This window comes from Reyranella sp. CPCC 100927, from assembly GCF_007859315.1.
In the GTDB taxonomy this organism is placed as follows: domain Bacteria; phylum Pseudomonadota; class Alphaproteobacteria; order Reyranellales; family Reyranellaceae; genus Vineibacter.
The window spans coordinates 847,216-863,069 of the sequence record NZ_VOHA01000001.1 but is presented as its reverse complement, the minus strand read 5'-3'; the positions used below and the strand labels follow the sequence as shown (position 1 = coordinate 863,069).

13 protein-coding genes are annotated in these 15,854 nt (G+C 65.2%); 6 read left to right on the top strand and 7 right to left on the bottom strand.

The window, feature by feature from the left end:
- Position 1 precedes the first annotated feature (1 nt).
- Positions 2–2,488, top strand: coding sequence for a DNA topoisomerase (ATP-hydrolyzing) subunit B (gyrB, locus tag FQU96_RS03850; protein WP_146539499.1), 2,487 nt, complete (start codon positions 2–4; stop codon positions 2,486–2,488).
- Positions 2,489–2,497: 9 nt separating this feature from the next.
- Here the strand turns inward: gyrB and FQU96_RS42095 are convergent, their stop codons facing one another.
- From FQU96_RS42095 to FQU96_RS03835, 4 genes are read right to left on the bottom strand one after another with little or no spacing between them, the layout of a single operon-like run.
- Positions 2,498–2,668, bottom strand: a complete 171-nt coding sequence (locus FQU96_RS42095; RefSeq protein ID WP_178130300.1) for a hypothetical protein — start codon at positions 2,666–2,668, stop codon at positions 2,498–2,500.
- Positions 2,669–2,703: 35 nt separating this feature from the next.
- Positions 2,704–5,799, bottom strand: coding sequence for an efflux RND transporter permease subunit (locus FQU96_RS03845; RefSeq protein WP_146539498.1), 3,096 nt, complete (start codon positions 5,797–5,799; stop codon positions 2,704–2,706).
- Positions 5,796–7,049, bottom strand: coding sequence for an efflux RND transporter periplasmic adaptor subunit (locus FQU96_RS03840; RefSeq protein ID WP_146539497.1), 1,254 nt, complete (start codon positions 7,047–7,049; stop codon positions 5,796–5,798). Before FQU96_RS03840 ends, FQU96_RS03845 begins: the two co-directional genes overlap by 4 nt.
- A 30-nt stretch (positions 7,050–7,079) precedes the next feature.
- Positions 7,080–7,703, bottom strand: a complete 624-nt coding sequence (locus tag FQU96_RS03835; protein WP_146539496.1) for a TetR/AcrR family transcriptional regulator — start codon at positions 7,701–7,703, stop codon at positions 7,080–7,082.
- A 155-nt stretch (positions 7,704–7,858) separates the two neighbouring features.
- Between FQU96_RS03835 and FQU96_RS03830 the strand changes: the two genes are divergently transcribed.
- Positions 7,859–8,620: a GNAT family N-acetyltransferase gene (locus tag FQU96_RS03830; RefSeq protein WP_146539495.1), complete on the top strand. Its 762-nt coding sequence runs from the start codon at positions 7,859–7,861 to the stop codon at positions 8,618–8,620.
- A gap of 10 nt (positions 8,621–8,630) precedes the next feature.
- On the opposite strand, the gene FQU96_RS03825 is transcribed toward FQU96_RS03830, so the two are convergent.
- Positions 8,631–9,566: a nitronate monooxygenase family protein gene (locus tag FQU96_RS03825; protein ID WP_146539494.1), complete on the bottom strand. Its 936-nt coding sequence runs from the start codon at positions 9,564–9,566 to the stop codon at positions 8,631–8,633.
- 169 nt (positions 9,567–9,735) lie between these two features.
- On the opposite strand from FQU96_RS03825, the gene FQU96_RS03820 reads away from it, so the two are divergent.
- Entirely contained in the window at positions 9,736–11,001 is a 1,266-nt protein-coding gene (locus FQU96_RS03820) for an FAD-binding oxidoreductase (RefSeq protein ID WP_146539493.1), read from the top strand.
- Between the two features lie 17 nt (positions 11,002–11,018).
- Positions 11,019–11,933: an SMP-30/gluconolactonase/LRE family protein gene (locus FQU96_RS03815; RefSeq protein WP_146539492.1), complete on the top strand. Its 915-nt coding sequence runs from the start codon at positions 11,019–11,021 to the stop codon at positions 11,931–11,933.
- Between the two features lie 41 nt (positions 11,934–11,974).
- On the opposite strand, the gene FQU96_RS03810 is transcribed toward FQU96_RS03815, so the two are convergent.
- Together FQU96_RS03810 and FQU96_RS03805 are read right to left on the bottom strand one after the other, a co-directional pair.
- Entirely contained in the window at positions 11,975–12,931 is a 957-nt protein-coding gene (locus tag FQU96_RS03810) for a sterol desaturase family protein (protein ID WP_255467824.1), read from the bottom strand.
- Positions 12,932–13,067: 136 nt separating this feature from the next.
- Entirely contained in the window at positions 13,068–13,703 is a 636-nt protein-coding gene (locus FQU96_RS03805; RefSeq protein ID WP_146539491.1) for a flavin reductase family protein, read from the bottom strand.
- A gap of 136 nt (positions 13,704–13,839) precedes the next feature.
- Between FQU96_RS03805 and FQU96_RS03800 the strand changes: the two genes are divergently transcribed.
- Both FQU96_RS03800 and FQU96_RS03795 read left to right on the top strand, forming a co-directional pair.
- Positions 13,840–14,418, top strand: a complete 579-nt coding sequence (locus FQU96_RS03800) for an SCO family protein (RefSeq protein WP_146539490.1) — start codon at positions 13,840–13,842, stop codon at positions 14,416–14,418.
- 203 nt (positions 14,419–14,621) lie between these two features.
- Positions 14,622–15,851 carry a polyhydroxyalkanoate depolymerase gene (locus tag FQU96_RS03795; RefSeq protein WP_146539489.1) on the top strand — a complete coding sequence of 410 codons (1,230 nt, stop codon included), beginning with the start codon at positions 14,622–14,624 and terminating at the stop codon, positions 15,849–15,851.
- Positions 15,852–15,854 lie beyond the last annotated feature (3 nt).

Genomic DNA, 15,854 nt, shown 5'->3' with positions numbered 1-15,854 from the left:
CATGGCCGACGAAACCAACGATCCGAAGATCCCGACCGACGGCGATATCCCGCTGGTGCCCGATGCGTTCGGCGACTACGACGCCAACTCCATCAAGGTGCTGCGTGGGTTGGACGCCGTGCGCAAGCGGCCCGGCATGTATATCGGCGACACCGACGACGGCACCGGTTTGCACCACATGGTCTACGAGATCGTCGACAATGCCATCGACGAGGCGCTGGCCGGCTTCTGCGATCGCGTCGAGGTAACCCTGGACGGCGACGGCTCCGTGAGCGTGTCCGACAATGGCCGCGGCGTGCCCACCGATATCCACTCCGAAGAGGGCGTGTCGGCGGCGCAGGTGATCTTCACCCAGCTCCACGCCGGCGGCAAATTCGAACAGAATGCCTACAAGGTATCCGGCGGCCTGCACGGCGTCGGCGCCTCCGTGGTCAACGCGCTTTCGACGTTCCTTGATCTGCGCATCTGGCGCGGTGGCAAGGAATACCACATGCGCTTCCGCGGCGGCGAGCCGGAGAAGGACCTTGAGGTGGTGAGCGACGCCCCGCCGGACAAGCGCGGTACGACCGTCACGTTCCTGCCGTCGCCCAAGACGTTCACCAAGACCGAGTTCGACTTCGCCACCCTGGAGCACCGGCTGCGCGAGTTGGCGTTCCTCAACTCAGGCCTGCGGATCGTGCTGACCGACTCGCGCAGCGTGGAGCCGGCCACCGTCGAGATGTTCTACAAAGGCGGCGTCGAGGCGTTCGTTCGCTACCTCGACCGCAACAAGAAGGCCCTGGTGCCGCCGATCTCGATTCGTACGGAAAGAGATGGCATCGACATGGAAGTGGCACTGGAGTGGAACGACACCTACCACGAGACCATGCTGTGCTTTACCAACAACATCCCGCAGCGTGATGGCGGTACGCATCTTGCCGGTTTCCGCGCCGCCCTCACCCGGACGGTCAACAAATACGCCGAGGAAAGCGGCATCGCCAAGAAAGAGAAGTTGGCGCTGTCCGGCGACGACATGCGCGAGGGCCTGACCTGCGTGCTGTCGGTCAAGGTACCTGACCCCAAATTCTCGGCGCAGACCAAGGACAAGCTGGTTTCCTCGGAAGTGCGGCCGGCGGTCGAGACTGCCGTTGGCGAGAAGCTGGCGCAATGGTTCGAAGAACATCCGACAGAGGCTCGAGCGATCGTCGCCAAGGTGGCCCAGGCGGCTGCCGCCCGCGAGGCCGCTCGCAAGGCACGCGAAATCACACGACGCAACCCGCTCGACATCTCGTCGCTGCCGGGCAAGCTCGCCGACTGCCAGGAGCGAGACCCGGCACTGTCCGAGCTGTTCCTGGTCGAGGGCGACTCGGCCGGCGGTTCGGCCAAGCAAGGCCGCAACCGTGCCTTTCAGGCGATCCTTCCACTACGTGGGAAAATTCTCAACGTCGAACGCGTTCAGTTCGACAAGATGCTGTCGTCGGCTGAGATCGGCACCCTGATCACGGCGCTGGGCACCGGTATCGGGCGCAGTATCGGGCGTGACGATTTCGATATAACCAAACTGCGGTACCACAAGATCGTCATCATGACGGACGCCGATGTCGATGGTTCGCACATCCGCACCCTGCTGTTGACGTTCTTCTTCCGGCAGATGCCCGAGCTGATTGACCGTGGCAATCTCTACATCGCGCAACCGCCGCTGTACCGCGCCACCAAGAACAAGTCCTCGGTATACCTGAAGAACGAGCGGGCGCTGATCGATCACTTGATCGCTGGCGGCCTAGAGAACGCCGTGCTGGAACTGCACGACGGCACGCAAATCGCCGGCGTGGAACTGCGGCGCGCTGTTGACATTGCCCGGTCGGTCGAAAGCCTCACGCGGCCCCTGTCGCTGAGCCGGCGGGTCACGAGCCAGGCGGTCATCGAACAGGCAGCCATTGCCGGCGCCATGAACCCCGACATCCTGGCCAATAGCGAGCGCGCCGCCGAGGCCGCCACCTACATTGCCAAGCGCCTGGATACGGTCAGCCCAGAGATCGAGCGCGGTTGGCAGGGCGCGCCGTCCGAGGACGGCGGCCTCGCCTTCGAGCGCTCGCTGCGCGGCGTCGCCGAACGGCACATCATCGATGCTGCGCTGATCCGTTCGGCGGAAGCGCGCAAATTGGATGCCCTGGCTGAGGAGCTACAGTCGATCTATCTGCGCCCGGCGACGCTGCGCATCAAGGATGTCGAGAAAGTCATCAATGCCCCGACCGAGTTGTTGGCGGTCGTGCTGGAAGCCGGGCGCAAGGGCGTTACGGTCCAGCGCTACAAGGGGCTGGGCGAAATGAATCCGGAGCAGTTGTGGGAGACCACGCTGGATCCGGCCGCCCGCACCTTGCTGCAGGTCAAGGTCAACCACGCCGATGAGGCCGAGGAAATCTTCACCACGCTGATGGGGGAAGTCGTCGAGCCGCGCCGCGAGTTCATCCAGACCAATGCGCTGAAGGTGGCGAACCTCGACGTGTAGGGCGGTCGCTCAAGTGCGGCGCGTTTCGGGCACGAAATAGAGAAACCACAGGAACCAGCTCAGCGCCAGGTAATCCAGCAGACCCCACGGGGCGCTGGTGCCGTCGAGCGCGGCCAGGATGGCGGGCAGCTTCAGAAAGCCAAGTAGGCCCACGAAGCCCAGCCACCATCTTTTTTGCATGTGCATTGCGTATCCGTCCTTGTCTCTGGCGGTGATCAGGCGGGTTCGCCGGGACGCGCCGTCGTGCGCTCGGCCGTGGCGCGGTCGTCTGCGGTCACCGAGGTCAGCCAGCCCAGATGACGGCCCAACCAGGCGCGCACGTCATCCATGCAGGTGAATGCCACCGGCACGAAAACCAGGCTCAGCACGGTCGACGCCAGCAAGCCGCCGATCACGGCGACGGCCATCGGCGCACGGAAACCGGCATCGGCACCAACGCCCATGGCGGCTGGAATCATGCCGGCCACCATGGCCACCGTGGTCATGATGATCGGTCGCGCGCGCACGGCGCCGGCTTCGAGCAGGGCCGCGCGACGCGGCACGCCGGCCTGCTGGCGTGTCATGGCGAAGTCGACCAGCAGGATGGAATTCTTGGTCACGATCCCCATCAGCATCAGGAGACCGATGGTCGACGACAGATCGAGTGCTGCGCCATAGGCCAGCAAGGCCAGCACGGCGCCGCCAATGGACAACGGCAATGCGATCAGGATCGTGACCGGCTGCAGAAAGTCTCGGAACAGCAGGATCAGGACGGCGAGTACGGCCAGAACCCCCATGGCCATGGCAGTGCCGAAACTCTCGAACATTTCTGACATGTATTCGGCATCGCCATATTCGATCTGCTCGATGCCCTCGGGCAGCATCCTCAAGGTCGGCAGTTCCGCGATCGCCGCTAGCGCCGTGCCCAGCGCAACACCGTTCAGGTCGGCCTCGACGGCGATACGCCGGCGCCGGTCCTGCCTCTCGATCCGTGCCTCGCCATCGGCAAAGCCGATATCGGCAACCGACGTGAGCGGCACCGCACCACCATTGTCACGGCCAACCCGCAACTGGCGCAGCGCATCGAGATCGGCGCGGGCCTCAGACCGCAACATCACGCGGACCGGCACCTGACGATCGCCGAAATTGAACTTGGCCGAATAAGCGTCGATCTGCCCCACGGTCGCTATGCGGGCCACTGTGCCGATCGCCTCCACCGATACGGCCAGCCGTGCCGCTTCGTGGAAGCGCGGCCGGATTACGAGTTCCGGCCGCGGCAGCGGTTCGGTCGATTCGACATTGGCGACCTGTAGCAAGCCGCGCATTTCCGTTTCCAGCGCCCGGGCTGCAGCCGCCAACCGCACCGGGTCGTCGCCGACGAGGATGATCGACACGTCGCGGGCGCCGGCGTCGGCCAGGAAGGTGAAGCGGATATCCGGCACGTTCGCCAGCATCAGCTGAACCGACTGCTCAAAGGCCCGGCGACTGACTTTGCGTTCCGCCCGCGGCTTCAGCACGGTGAGCACGCGCGCCTGGCGGACCTCCGTGATCATGACGAACACGTGGGCGACCTCGCTGCGCCGGCGCAGGTCATGGGCGATCCGCCGCGTGACCCGGTCGGTATCGGACAGCAACGATCCCGGCGGCAGCTCGACCTTGATCTGGGTGAGGTTGTTGTCGCCGGTCGGCATGAATCCGGTAGGCAGCAGGGGCACCAGGACCAGGGACCCGATGAAAACGGCCGCCGCAGCGCCCAGCGTCGTGCGCCGGTGATCCAGTGTCCAGCTCAGCAGACGATGATACCAACCGGCCAATCGCGACGGCTTCGAGGGGCTGCCAGCCGCCGGCTGGACTTTCGGCAAAAGAAAGTAAGCGGCCATCAGCGGCGTCAGCAGGCGCGCCACCAGCAGCGAGGCCAGGACCGCGATCGCCACGGTGAGGCCGAACTGCCGGAAATACTGACCCACGACGCCACCGACGAAACTGACCGGCGCGAACACGGCGACGATGGTGAGCGTGGTGGCAACGACGGCCAGACCGATCGCGTCGGCGGCATCGATGGACGCGAGGAAGGGCCGTTTGCCCATATGGATATGGCGATCGATGTTCTCGATCTCCACAATCGCGTCGTCGACCAGGATGCCGACGACAAGCGTCAATGCCAGGAGGCTGATGCTGTTGAGCGTAAAGCCCAGCAGATCCATGGCGAGGAACGTCGGCAGGATGGAGAGCGGCATCGCCAGCGCCGCAATGACGGTCGCGCGCCAATCGCGCAGGAAAGCGAACACCACGATGACTGTCAGGATCGCGCCTTCGACCAGCGCTTCCATGGCCGCTTTGTAGCTTTCGTGGGTGTATTCGACGGTCGACACGACCTCGCGGATCGTCACACCGGGCGAACGCGCCTGGATCGCCGCGACCCGGCGGCTGACCGCCTCGGCCACCACGGTGTCGCTCGAACCACGTGCCCGCGACACCGAAAAGCCAACGGCCGGTTCGCCATCGAAATGGGCCAGTTCACGCGGCTCACTGGCGCCGTCGCTGACCACCGCGATATCGGACAGCTTCACCCAGCGGTTACCCGGAAGGGGAATGGGCGTCGCCGCCAGGGCCGCGACGGAGGGAGCACTGCCCAGCGTGCGGATCGACTGCTCGCGCGCCCCGACCTCGCCCCGGCCGCCAGGCACATCGGCATTCAGGGCACGCAACTGGGTATTCACGAAATCCGCCGTGATGTTCAGGGCGGCTAGACGGTCGGGATCGAGTGCCACCCTGACTTCACGGCTGACGCCGCCCAGGCGCTGAATGCGCTGGACTCCGGGCACGGACAGCAGATCGCGCCCGATCGCGTTCTCGACGAACCACGACAGGTCGACCGGCGACATGTGCGGCGCTTGAACGGTGTAGTAGAGGATTGCGCTGCCTTCGATGTCGAGCCGTGTGATGATCGGTTCGTCGATTCCCTGCGGCAGGTCGGCACGAATTTGACTGACGGCATCGCGCACGTCGTTGGTGGCGCGGTCCGGATCAACGCCCAGGCGGAACTCGACGGTGGTTTCCGAAGAACCATCGGCAATGGTCGACTGGATATGTCGCACGCCTGACAGGCCGGCGATCATGTTCTCGATCTTGCGCGTGACCTGCGTCTCCAGCTCCGCCGGCGCGGCGCCGCGCTGGGTCACGGTGACGGTAACCACCGGAAACGTCACTTGCGGGTTGGCATTGACCGGCAGGCGCATGAAAGACGCCAAGCCCACGATCACCAGGGCCAGGAACAGCACGATCGTCGGAATCGGCCGCCGAATCGCCCACGACGATATGCCGCTCGTCATGGCGCCGCACCGCGTGTCGGCCCGTCATCGTCCGACGGCATCACCAGGTCGCCCTCGCGCAGGAACGCCGCTGCCCCCAGGACGACACGATCGCCCTCGTCCAAACCGGCGCGAATTTCAACCCGCCCGGCGCGCCGCACGCCGGCTTCGACCACGCGGCGCACGATGCGGTTGTCGGCACCGACGACGAACACAGACGCCTCTCCCGCCGTCCCGTGCAACAACGCGGCATCACCGATCGTCAGTGCATCATGCGTGCCGATTACGATCGTGCCGCGCCCGAAGACCCCGTGGTGCAGCGGTGTGTCGGGCGGACACGCCACGCGCGCCGTACCGAGCCTGTTGTCACGGCCGACTTTCGGTCCCACCAAACGGACACGGCAGGCGAGGGTCCGCGACAACCCGGTGACGCTCACGGTGACGGCCTGGCCGACGGCGATCCTCGGCAGGTCGGCCTCGGGAATGTCGGCCTCCAGTTCGATCTCGCCGTTGCGGATCAGCCGAAGCAACGGCTCGGTGCCGGCCAACGCGCCGCCGCGCGCCAGCCGCTCGGAGACGATACCGTCGGCCGGCGCCCGGATTTCCGTGCGATCCAGTCGCAGCGCGGCCTCGACCCGTTGCGCCTCGGCCTGCGCGAGATCGGCGCGCATGACCGTCAGTGCATGGCCGGCCGACAGGAACGCCGCCCGTCGTTCATCGTGCTGCTGGGCGCTGGCGGCGCCGACTTGGCGCAAGCCTTCGACGCGGCGAAAGCTGCTCTCTGTTTCGGCGTAGACCGCTTCCTGTTGGGCAATGGCCGCACGTGCCCGCTCGACCCGGCTTTGCGCATCCCGCAATTTCGCCGCCAGCATGTCGCGTTCGAGCCGCACCAGCACCTGGCCGGCGACAACGGCGTCACCCTCCTCGACCAGGACCTCGGCGATGCGTTCGCCCTCGACGGCTGCAGCCAGTGCGATCTCATCGCGTGCCGTGAACGTGCCGGTGACAGCCAATGTGTCCTGCACGGGCCCGCGGACGACAAGGCCCGTCGTCACCCGGCGGACAGTGCGGGTCTTGCCAGGATCGCTCGCCGCGCCGGCGGCGGAATTCGGCTCGATCATCGTGTCGAGCGCCGTCGTGACGACAACCGTCGCGACCACGGCGATCACCGCACCCGCGGTGAACCAACGCCATCGCCGCGCCGGGCGGGCAGCGATGGCGTTTATCGCCGGTCGTCCCCCGACGTCGTTCGATTCGAGTGTCGTTTGCATGGCTCTATCGCGCCAACAACCTGATCCAGGTTAGCGCCGCTTCCGTCGCGACGGAGATTTGGCCGGCTGCAGGAAACGCGTCACCAGGGTTCGCAGCATGGGGGCCTGCTCTTCGGGTTTGAAGGACGGCTCCAACGCCGCCCGACTGAAAGCGCCGTCAACCAGCGCCATCAGCCACACGGCGGCATTCTCGAGATCCAAGGTTGCGTCGACCTGACCACGGGCAGCCGCCCGCCCCAGTGTCTCCACCAGCAAGGCCTTGGCTTCGATTTCGTTGCGCCGCACCAGCGCGCCAACCCTCGGGTTGCGCATCGCCTCGGCCATGACCTCCACGCCCAGGCGCGTGGTCGCCGGATCCGCCACGACTTCCAGCAGCATATCCAGCGCGCGCAGCATCTCCTCGAGGATGTCGTCGGCATCGCGCAACTTGGCGAACAGATCCGCCGTCTCGCGACGGTCCTCCTCGACGATGGCCTCGATGATCGCGTCCTTGTTGGGAAAGTAGTGAAAGACGTTGCCCGGGCTCATCCCGGCCTCGGCACAGATCTCGGCTGTCTTGGTCTGGTGGAAGCCGCGACGGACAAAGCACGTAACGGCCGCCTCGAGGATCCGCCGCCGCTGGGCCTCTTGTCTTTTGGGATCAACCTTGCGCACGCCAACCGCCGTTCCCGATCGGTGAAAATTCTTAGATCGACTAGTCGGTCTAAAAATAGGAACCACGGCGGATCGCGTCAAGGGCAGCAGCCGGCGTTGACGCCGGCCTGGGACCCACCCTAGGTGAGTGACGTCCAGCCGCCATTGAGTGTGTGATGCTCGACCCTATCGGCGAGGTTCGACTGCTCGAACATCTCGCGTTCAACGCCTGGCCCGCCCTGCAGACCCTGGTCCAGGACGACTGGATCCTGCGTTTCGCCGACGGCTACACCAAACGCGCCAACTCGGTGAATGCCCTGGCGGCCGGCCGCGATACGCCACTGGCGGTGCTGGAACGGCGAATTGCGGATGCCGAGGCGCTCTATCAGCGCCGGTGCACCCGGTGCGTGTTCCGGCTCACGCCGCTGATGGATTCGCAGGTCGGCACGCTGCTGCAGGCCCGGGGATGGGCCGCTTTCGACGAGACCGTCGTCATGGTGGCCGATATCGCCGGCGGACGGCCGCCGACGGACGTCACCGTCGCCGCCGCTCGCAACGATACCTGGTCGACGGGCTACATGACGTTCAACGGCGTGCCGCGCGACCGTCAGGCAATCCACGATCGGATGCTGGAGGCGATCGTGCCCGAAGCCGGCTTTGCCCTATCGGTGGACGACGCCGGCGAGCCAGCAGCTTTCGGGCTCGGCGTGATCGAACGCCGTCACGTCGGCCTGTTCGATATCGTCAGCGACCCGGCCCGGCGCCGGGCCGGCCACGGCCAACGCCTGGTCGAGGGACTGATGTCCTGGGGCCATGCCAACAACACGACGCGGGCATACCTGCAGGTGGTCGCCGACAACAGCCGCGCAATTGCGCTCTATCACAAGCTCGGGTTTCGCGAAGCCTACCGGTACCATTATCGCGCCGCGCCGGTGTGACGACAGGTCACTAGAACGCGCCGACTGCCGAGCGTTCCCATTGGCTCTTGCGGATGGCGTGGAAACCATCGACCGTGCGCCGGATGATCTCGCTCACCGGCAACACCTCGTGAATCAGGCCTGCGGTCTGGCCCGCCAGTGCCAGCGACGCTTCCATATCGCCACCGAAATAGACGTCCTTTACCGTGCCGAAGACGGCGCGATCCATCACGCCAGCCTCGGCGATCGCCTTGGCGCGTTCCGTCTTCAAAGCCCGCACGCAGGGCGTCGACTTGCGATTCAGCATCAGCGTGCCGGTGTCGGCGGAATCGACGATGGCCTGCTTGTAGTTGCGATGCACCGGGCTCTCCGCGGCACTCACGAACCGCGTGCCCATCTGAACGCCCTCGGCGCCCAGCGCGAAGGCCGCCGCCATGCCGCGGCCATCGCAGATGCCGCCGGCGGCGATCAGCGGCAGATCGATTTTCTCCCGCACCGCCTGCAGCAGGACCAGGGTCGAAACGTCATCGGGATTCTTGAAGCCGCCGCCCTCACCGCCTTCGACGATCAAGCCATCGACCCCGGCTTCCGCCGCCTTGAGCGCGGCGGCCAGAGTCGGCACGACGTGATAGACGATCAGGCCGGCCTGCTTCAGCCGCGGCAGCAGCTTGGTCGGCGAACCGGCCGATGTCGTGACGAACCGCACGCCGCTCTCGCAAACGCGATCGACGATGGCGGGATCGCGCAGGAACAACAACGGCAGGTTGACACCGAACGGCTTGTCGGTGAGCGAACGCATCTTGGCGATCTCGGCCAGACAAGCGTCCGTTTCGCCGCTGGAGGTCTCGATGATGCCGAGACCGCCGGCGTTCGACACGGCGCTGGCAAGCTGGCTGCGCGCGATCCAGCCCATCGGCGCCTGCACGATCGGATAGGTGACGCCAGTGTGGGCCAGGACGCGGTTCATGCTACTCCGCCTCGTCGTTGATCGGCGGCCATAGCAGCACACACCACCAATTGCATTCCAGCCGACAAGGTGCTTGGTTTCGGCGAACGGAACGGGAGAGACCATGCAGACGCTCGCAACGATCGGGGATGCCGCGACGTCCCGCCTGACGCTGGTCGGAGCCTGACGCATGGCCAGTTCACCGGTTCCGGCAGCCTTGCCGGTCGCCGTGATCGGCGCCGGCATCGTCGGCATGGCAACAGCGCGGGCACTGCAACGGGCAGGACGCCAGGTCGTGGTGCTGGACAACGAGGATCCCGGCCGCAAGACCTCGTTCGGCAATGCCGGCTTCATTGCCATCGACCATGTGCTGCCGCTGTGCCGACCCGACGTGCTGCGGCGCGTTCCCAAGATGCTGCGGGATCCGAACGGCCCCCTGACGATCCACCTGCCCAGCCTGCTGTGGCTGCTGCCCTGGATGGCCCGCTTCGCGCTCGCCGCGCGCGACAGCGAGGTCAAGAAGGGTGTCGATGCGTTCGGCACGTTGATGGAGGAAGCCAACGCCAGCTGGAAAAGCGAAATCCAGTCGTCGAACCTGGGTGAGCTGTTTCGCAGCCTGGGGGCGCTCTATGTCTACGAAACCGAGGCCGGCTTCCAATCCGGGGCGCACGAACGCGCGCTGCAGGCGGCCAAGGGCACGGCCATGGAGATCGTCGACGGCAACCGTGCCCGGGAGCTGGCGCCCGGTCTCGCGCCTCATATCGTCAAGGGCGTCTATTATCCGCACGGCATGCACACCATCAGCCCGTACCACGTGGTGACGGCGCTGGCCGAGCGTTTCGTGGCCGAGGGCGGCCGTATCGAGAAGGCGAAGGTCACGGGCATCGACGTCGACGGCAATCGCGCCACGGCGGTGCGCATGGGCGATCGCGTCAAACCCGTGGATGCGGTGGTGATCTGCGCCGGCCGGGCCTCGGGCGACATCACGCGTCATCTACGCTTCCGCGCACCGCTGGTTGCCGAGCGCGGATATCACGTCATGGTCGAACCGACCAACGTGCGTTTCACGCTGCCGGTGTCACCGTCCGAACGCGGGTTCTTCATTACGCCGATGCGCGAGGGCCTGCGGCTGGCCGGCACCGTCGAACTGGGCGCGCCGGACAAGCCGCCGTCCTGGCATCGCGCCGACCTGCTGGTGAAGCACCTGAAGAGCATCTTTCCCGGTGTCGGTGGCGCCGAGACCAGCCGCTGGATGGGCGAGCGGCCGTCGCTGCCCGACTTTCGACCTGCCATCGGCCGGGCGCCGCACCATCACAACGTATACTGCGGCTACGGGCACCAGCATGTGGGCCTGACGCTCGCGACCGCCACGGCACGCCTGATCGTGCGGCTGATGGACGGCGAGGCCCTGCCGCCGACCCTGGCCAGCTGCGATCCTGGCCGCTTCGGTTCGTGATGAATAGGAGACGATGAATGGCCGACAATGAGTTCGCAATCCTCGATGACCGGTTCCGCTCTTGTGTCCGGGTCGCGGCGCGCGTGGAGAAGCTGTACGAAGGCTGCCGCTGGGCCGAGGGTCCAGCGTATTTCCCGGCCGGGCGCTATGTCGTCTGGAGCGACATTCCCAACGATCGCATCCTGCGCTGGGACGAGGCGTCCGGTACCACGAGCGTATTCCGGCACCCGGCGGGCTACACCAATGGCCATACCGTCGACCGGCAGGGCCGGCTGGTGTCCTGCGAGCACGGCAATCGTCGCGTTACACGGACCGAGCACGACGGCTCGATCACCGTCATCGTCGATCGCTACGAGGGCAAGCGTTTCAACAGCCCCAACGACGTGGTGGTGAAGTCCGATGGATCGATCTGGTTCAGCGATCCATCCTACGGCATCGACACCGACTACGAAGGGCACAAGGCCGAAAGCGAAATCGGCGCCTGTCACGTCTATCGGGTCGATCCGGCCACCGGCCAATGCCGCATCGTCGCCGACGACTTCGTACGGCCCAACGGCCTTGCGTTTTCACCGGACGAGCGGCGCCTCTACATTTCAGACACCGGCCGGTCGACAAACGCCGATGGCCCGCCGCATATGCGCGTCTTCGACGTCGGCGACGCCGGCAAGCTGACGAACGGCCGCTTGTTCGCCGTCTGCACCGCCGGTCCCTTTGACGGCTTTCGCCTCGACGACGCCGGCCGTATCTGGACCAGCGCCGGCGATGGCGTGCACTGCTACGAACCGGATGGCACCCTGATCGGCAAGGTGCTGGTGCCGGAGCGCGTGGCCAACGTCGTGTTCGGCGGCCCCAAGCGCAACCGCCTGTTCATCTGCGCCACCACATCGCTCTATGCCGTGTTGCTGCCGGTCAACGGCGCCAAGACATTCTGATCCCCAGGGGGCGCGAGCGCCCCGCCCGCGCTGCCATGGTTTCAGTCAGTTGATCGAACGGCGTCTCGCGACGGGCGGGCAGGCTCCGGCAGGACCTGGAAAATCGCGCGCACCCCGTCAGCCGTGAACGGCTGGACCAGTTGGCGCAGGAAGCCCGGTGCGATACGTCCGTCGATACCGATATCGGTCGGCGGACGGCGTGCCGGGTTGTAGTAGGTGCCCAACAACCGATCCCACAACACCAAGTTCTCACCATAGTTGCGGTTGCCCTCCGCCAGCACCTTGGAGTGATGCCAGCGGTGCAGGGCCGGCGTGCTGACGATGAAATCGAGAGGGCCTGTCCGCAGATCGATGTTGCAGTGGGTCAACAGGCCGGTGAACGCGGTGATGGCGCTGATCCACAAGAATACCGGCAGCGGCGCACCCAGCAGATAAAGCGGCGTCTGGCTCAGCGCGATCTTGAACAACGAATCGACGACGTGAAAGCGGCCGGTATTGAGCACCCACAGCCGCCGCACGCTGTGATGCAGAGCGTGAAACCGCCACAGGAATCGGCTTTCATGCGCCGACCGGTGCGCAACGTAGAGGCCGAGCTCGGCAATCACCAGGCCCAGAAGCACCTGCGCCGCCAACGGCCAGTCTCCCGGCCACGGCGATGCCGGTGTCCGCAGCGCCGGCTCGACGACAGTGGCCGCCACCATGCTGAGGCTGGAGGCGATCGCCGCCCCGATCTGCACCAACCCCTTGTTCAGAAGCGTATGAGCCAGGTCGTCGACGGTCTCCCGATCGGACCGCAGCCAGACTTCCTCGTGCGGCATCCACCGCTCGATGACCGCGATGACCGCTGCGGCGGCGACATAGGTCACGTTGAACCATACCAGGGGATGGTCGCTGGACAGCGCCAACCCGGTCCCCAAGAGCCCGCCGCCGAACAGCACCGGCCACAGGATGCGGGACAGAACCACCCGCATCCTGCCATGGCGGGAAAGCCGTATCATTATTGTCTCCATTCTCTACGCAACCAAGCCACTGACTGCGACCACCCATTCTGGTCTGTCGTCAGTTGCCGGACGGTGACGGCCTGTCCAGCACTGGAAGGACGCTGGCCCAGCCTCGACGGTAGAGCGATGAGGACTACTGGTATCGCGGATCGTCAGGCCGACGCATGGCCCAGACGTTATCCGTCGTAGTGTATTCGCTGTAACCCAGCCGTGCCACGGGCTTGAAGGCGGCAACATCGACCCTGCCGTTCTTGAGGATACTCTCGTCGATATGCACGCCGACCACCTGGCCGAAAACCATCGAGCCGGCATTCTTTTCGTTGCCCGGCTCGATCGGCAGCTCGATGGTCTTCCAGTAGCGGCATTCCAGCGCCATCGGCGATTCGGCGACGCGCGGCGGCTTGACGTACCGGCACGGTGCCGGCGTCAGGCCGGCCTCTTTCATCTCGTCAATGCCGTAGGCGAACATCGCCGTCGTAATGTTCATCCGCTCCTTCAACGACTCGCTGACCATGTTGACGACGAACTCGCCGGTCGATTCGGCATTCATGCGCGAATGCTTTGTCGCCGTATCGCCGTAGGTACCGGTGGTTGAGAAGTAGACGATGGGCGGGAACTCCGCGACGGCGTTGTAGAAGCTGTAGGGCGCCAGGTTCACCCTGCCCTCGGGATCGACCGTCGAGATCCAGCCGATCGGCCGCGGCACGATCAGCGATTTCAGCGGGTCAACCTTGAAACCGTGATCACGCTTGTGCGCGTCATAGAACATCCCTGTCTCCTGGACGGTATGGTATTCACGCTGCATAGCGCGCCCGATCGCCGCGGACAAACCACGAAGTGACGCCCCTGCGGTCAGTCGGCGCATCGGGCTTGCCGACCTTCCGCGGGCTCGCCATGTTGCAGCCATGTCGCGTGTCGCCAAGATCGTTCTCGCCGCCTGGATCGCGCTCATTGTCGCTTTTGGCGGTTACCTCATCTATTCCTCCGGCTCGGACGGCACGCCGGCCATCGGCGGCCCCTTCACCCTGACCGACCAGGACGGCAAAAAGGTCACCGAGGCGGATTTCAAGGGCAAGCCGACCTTGATCTATTTCGGCTTCACCTACTGCCCGGACGTATGTCCGACCTCGCTGCTGCTGATGCAGACCGCCATCGAGCAGCTGGGCAAAGACGCCGAGAAACGCGTCAACATGGTGTTGATCACGGTCGATCCGGAGCGTGACACGCCGGCGGTCATGAAGGACTACGTCGGCAATTTCGGACCGACCATCAAGGGCCTGACCGGCACGCCTGACGAGATCGCCACGGCCGCCAAGGCGTACCGGGTCTACTACCGCAAGGTCGAGGGCAAGGACGGCGCGCCCTACCTGATGGACCATTCTTCCATCTTCTACCTGCTCGATCAGCGCGGCCGCTTCGTGAAGCACTTCACCCACCAAAGCAAAGCCGAGGACATTGCCGCTGCAATCAAACCGCTTCTTTAATGCCGCAGGCGCTCAACGGCAGGCGCATTGCCCATTCAATTCCTTGAATCTGCTCATATTTTGCCATTGTGCACCGCCAAATTTCCCCGTGACATCCGCTACGGCTCAGGTAAGCTTCACGCTGAAAAATGAGCGCTTGATTTCTTTGAAGGACCCCGCTGATGGTGGGGTTTCTTCGCGTTAGGCGCGGAACGCGGACACTCATGCTCTATTCATTGTACGTTGCCAATCGCCAACTCGCGCAGCCGGTCCGTTGGGCCGCCGACATGCTCGAGGAGTTCTACGGCAGCCCCACAAACCCGCTGTCGGAAACGTGGTTCGGCAAATCGATGGCGGCGAGTGCCGAGATCGTTTCGCGACTGACCCGCGACTATTCGAAACCGGCGTTCGGACTCACCACCACGGTGGTCGACGGCCGCGAGGTTGCCGTCAACGAAGAGATCGTCCTGCGCCAACCGTTCTGCCAGCTCACGCGCTTTGCCCGCGATCTGCGCGGCCTGGTGCCCCGCAACGACCCGAAAGTCCTGCTTGTGGCGCCGATGTCGGGTCACTTCGCGACGTTGCTGCGCGGCACGGTGGAAGCGTTGCTGCCGGAGCACGAGGTCTACATTACCGACTGGATCGACGCGCGCGACGTGCCGCTCAGCGCCGGCAACTTCGACCTTGACGACTACATCGACTATGTCGCGACGTTCCTGCGCTACATCGGACCCGGCGCGCATGTGATGGCGGTGTGCCAGCCATCGGTGCCGGTGATGGGCGCTGCGTCGTTGATGGCGGCGGCCGACGATCCGATGCAGCCGCGCAGCATCACCTTGATGGGCGGCCCGATCGACACCCGCATCAGTCCGACCGTGCCCAACGATCTGGCCATGCGCAATTCGATGATGTGGTTCCGCCAGTCCGTGATCGCCTCGGTGCCCTGGGGCTATTCCGGCTTCATGCGGCGCGTCTATCCGGGCTTCCTGCAGCTCACCAGCTTCATCACGATGAACCTGGACCGGCACATCAACGCGCACATGCGCCAGTTCGAGCACCTGGTGAAAGGCGACGGCGATTCCGCCGAGAGCCACCGCCGCTTCTACGACGAGTACCTGGCGGTGATGGACCTGACCGCCGAGTTCTACCTGCAGACGATCCAGGTCGTGTTCAAGGAGCACCAGTTGCCGCGCGGCGTCTGGGTCTCACGCGATCGCAAGATCGAACCGTCGGCGATCTCCAAGGCCGGCCTGATGACCGTCGAAGGCGAGCTGGACGACATTTCAGGCCTGGGCCAGACCAAGGCCGCACATCGCCTGACGCCCAACATTCCGACCGACAGGCACGTCCATCTCGAGCAGAAGGGCGTCGGCCACTACGGCATCTTCAACGGCCGGCGTTGGCGCGAGCAGATCATGCCGCAGGTTCGCGACTTCATCCGCGCCAACGCCTAGGCC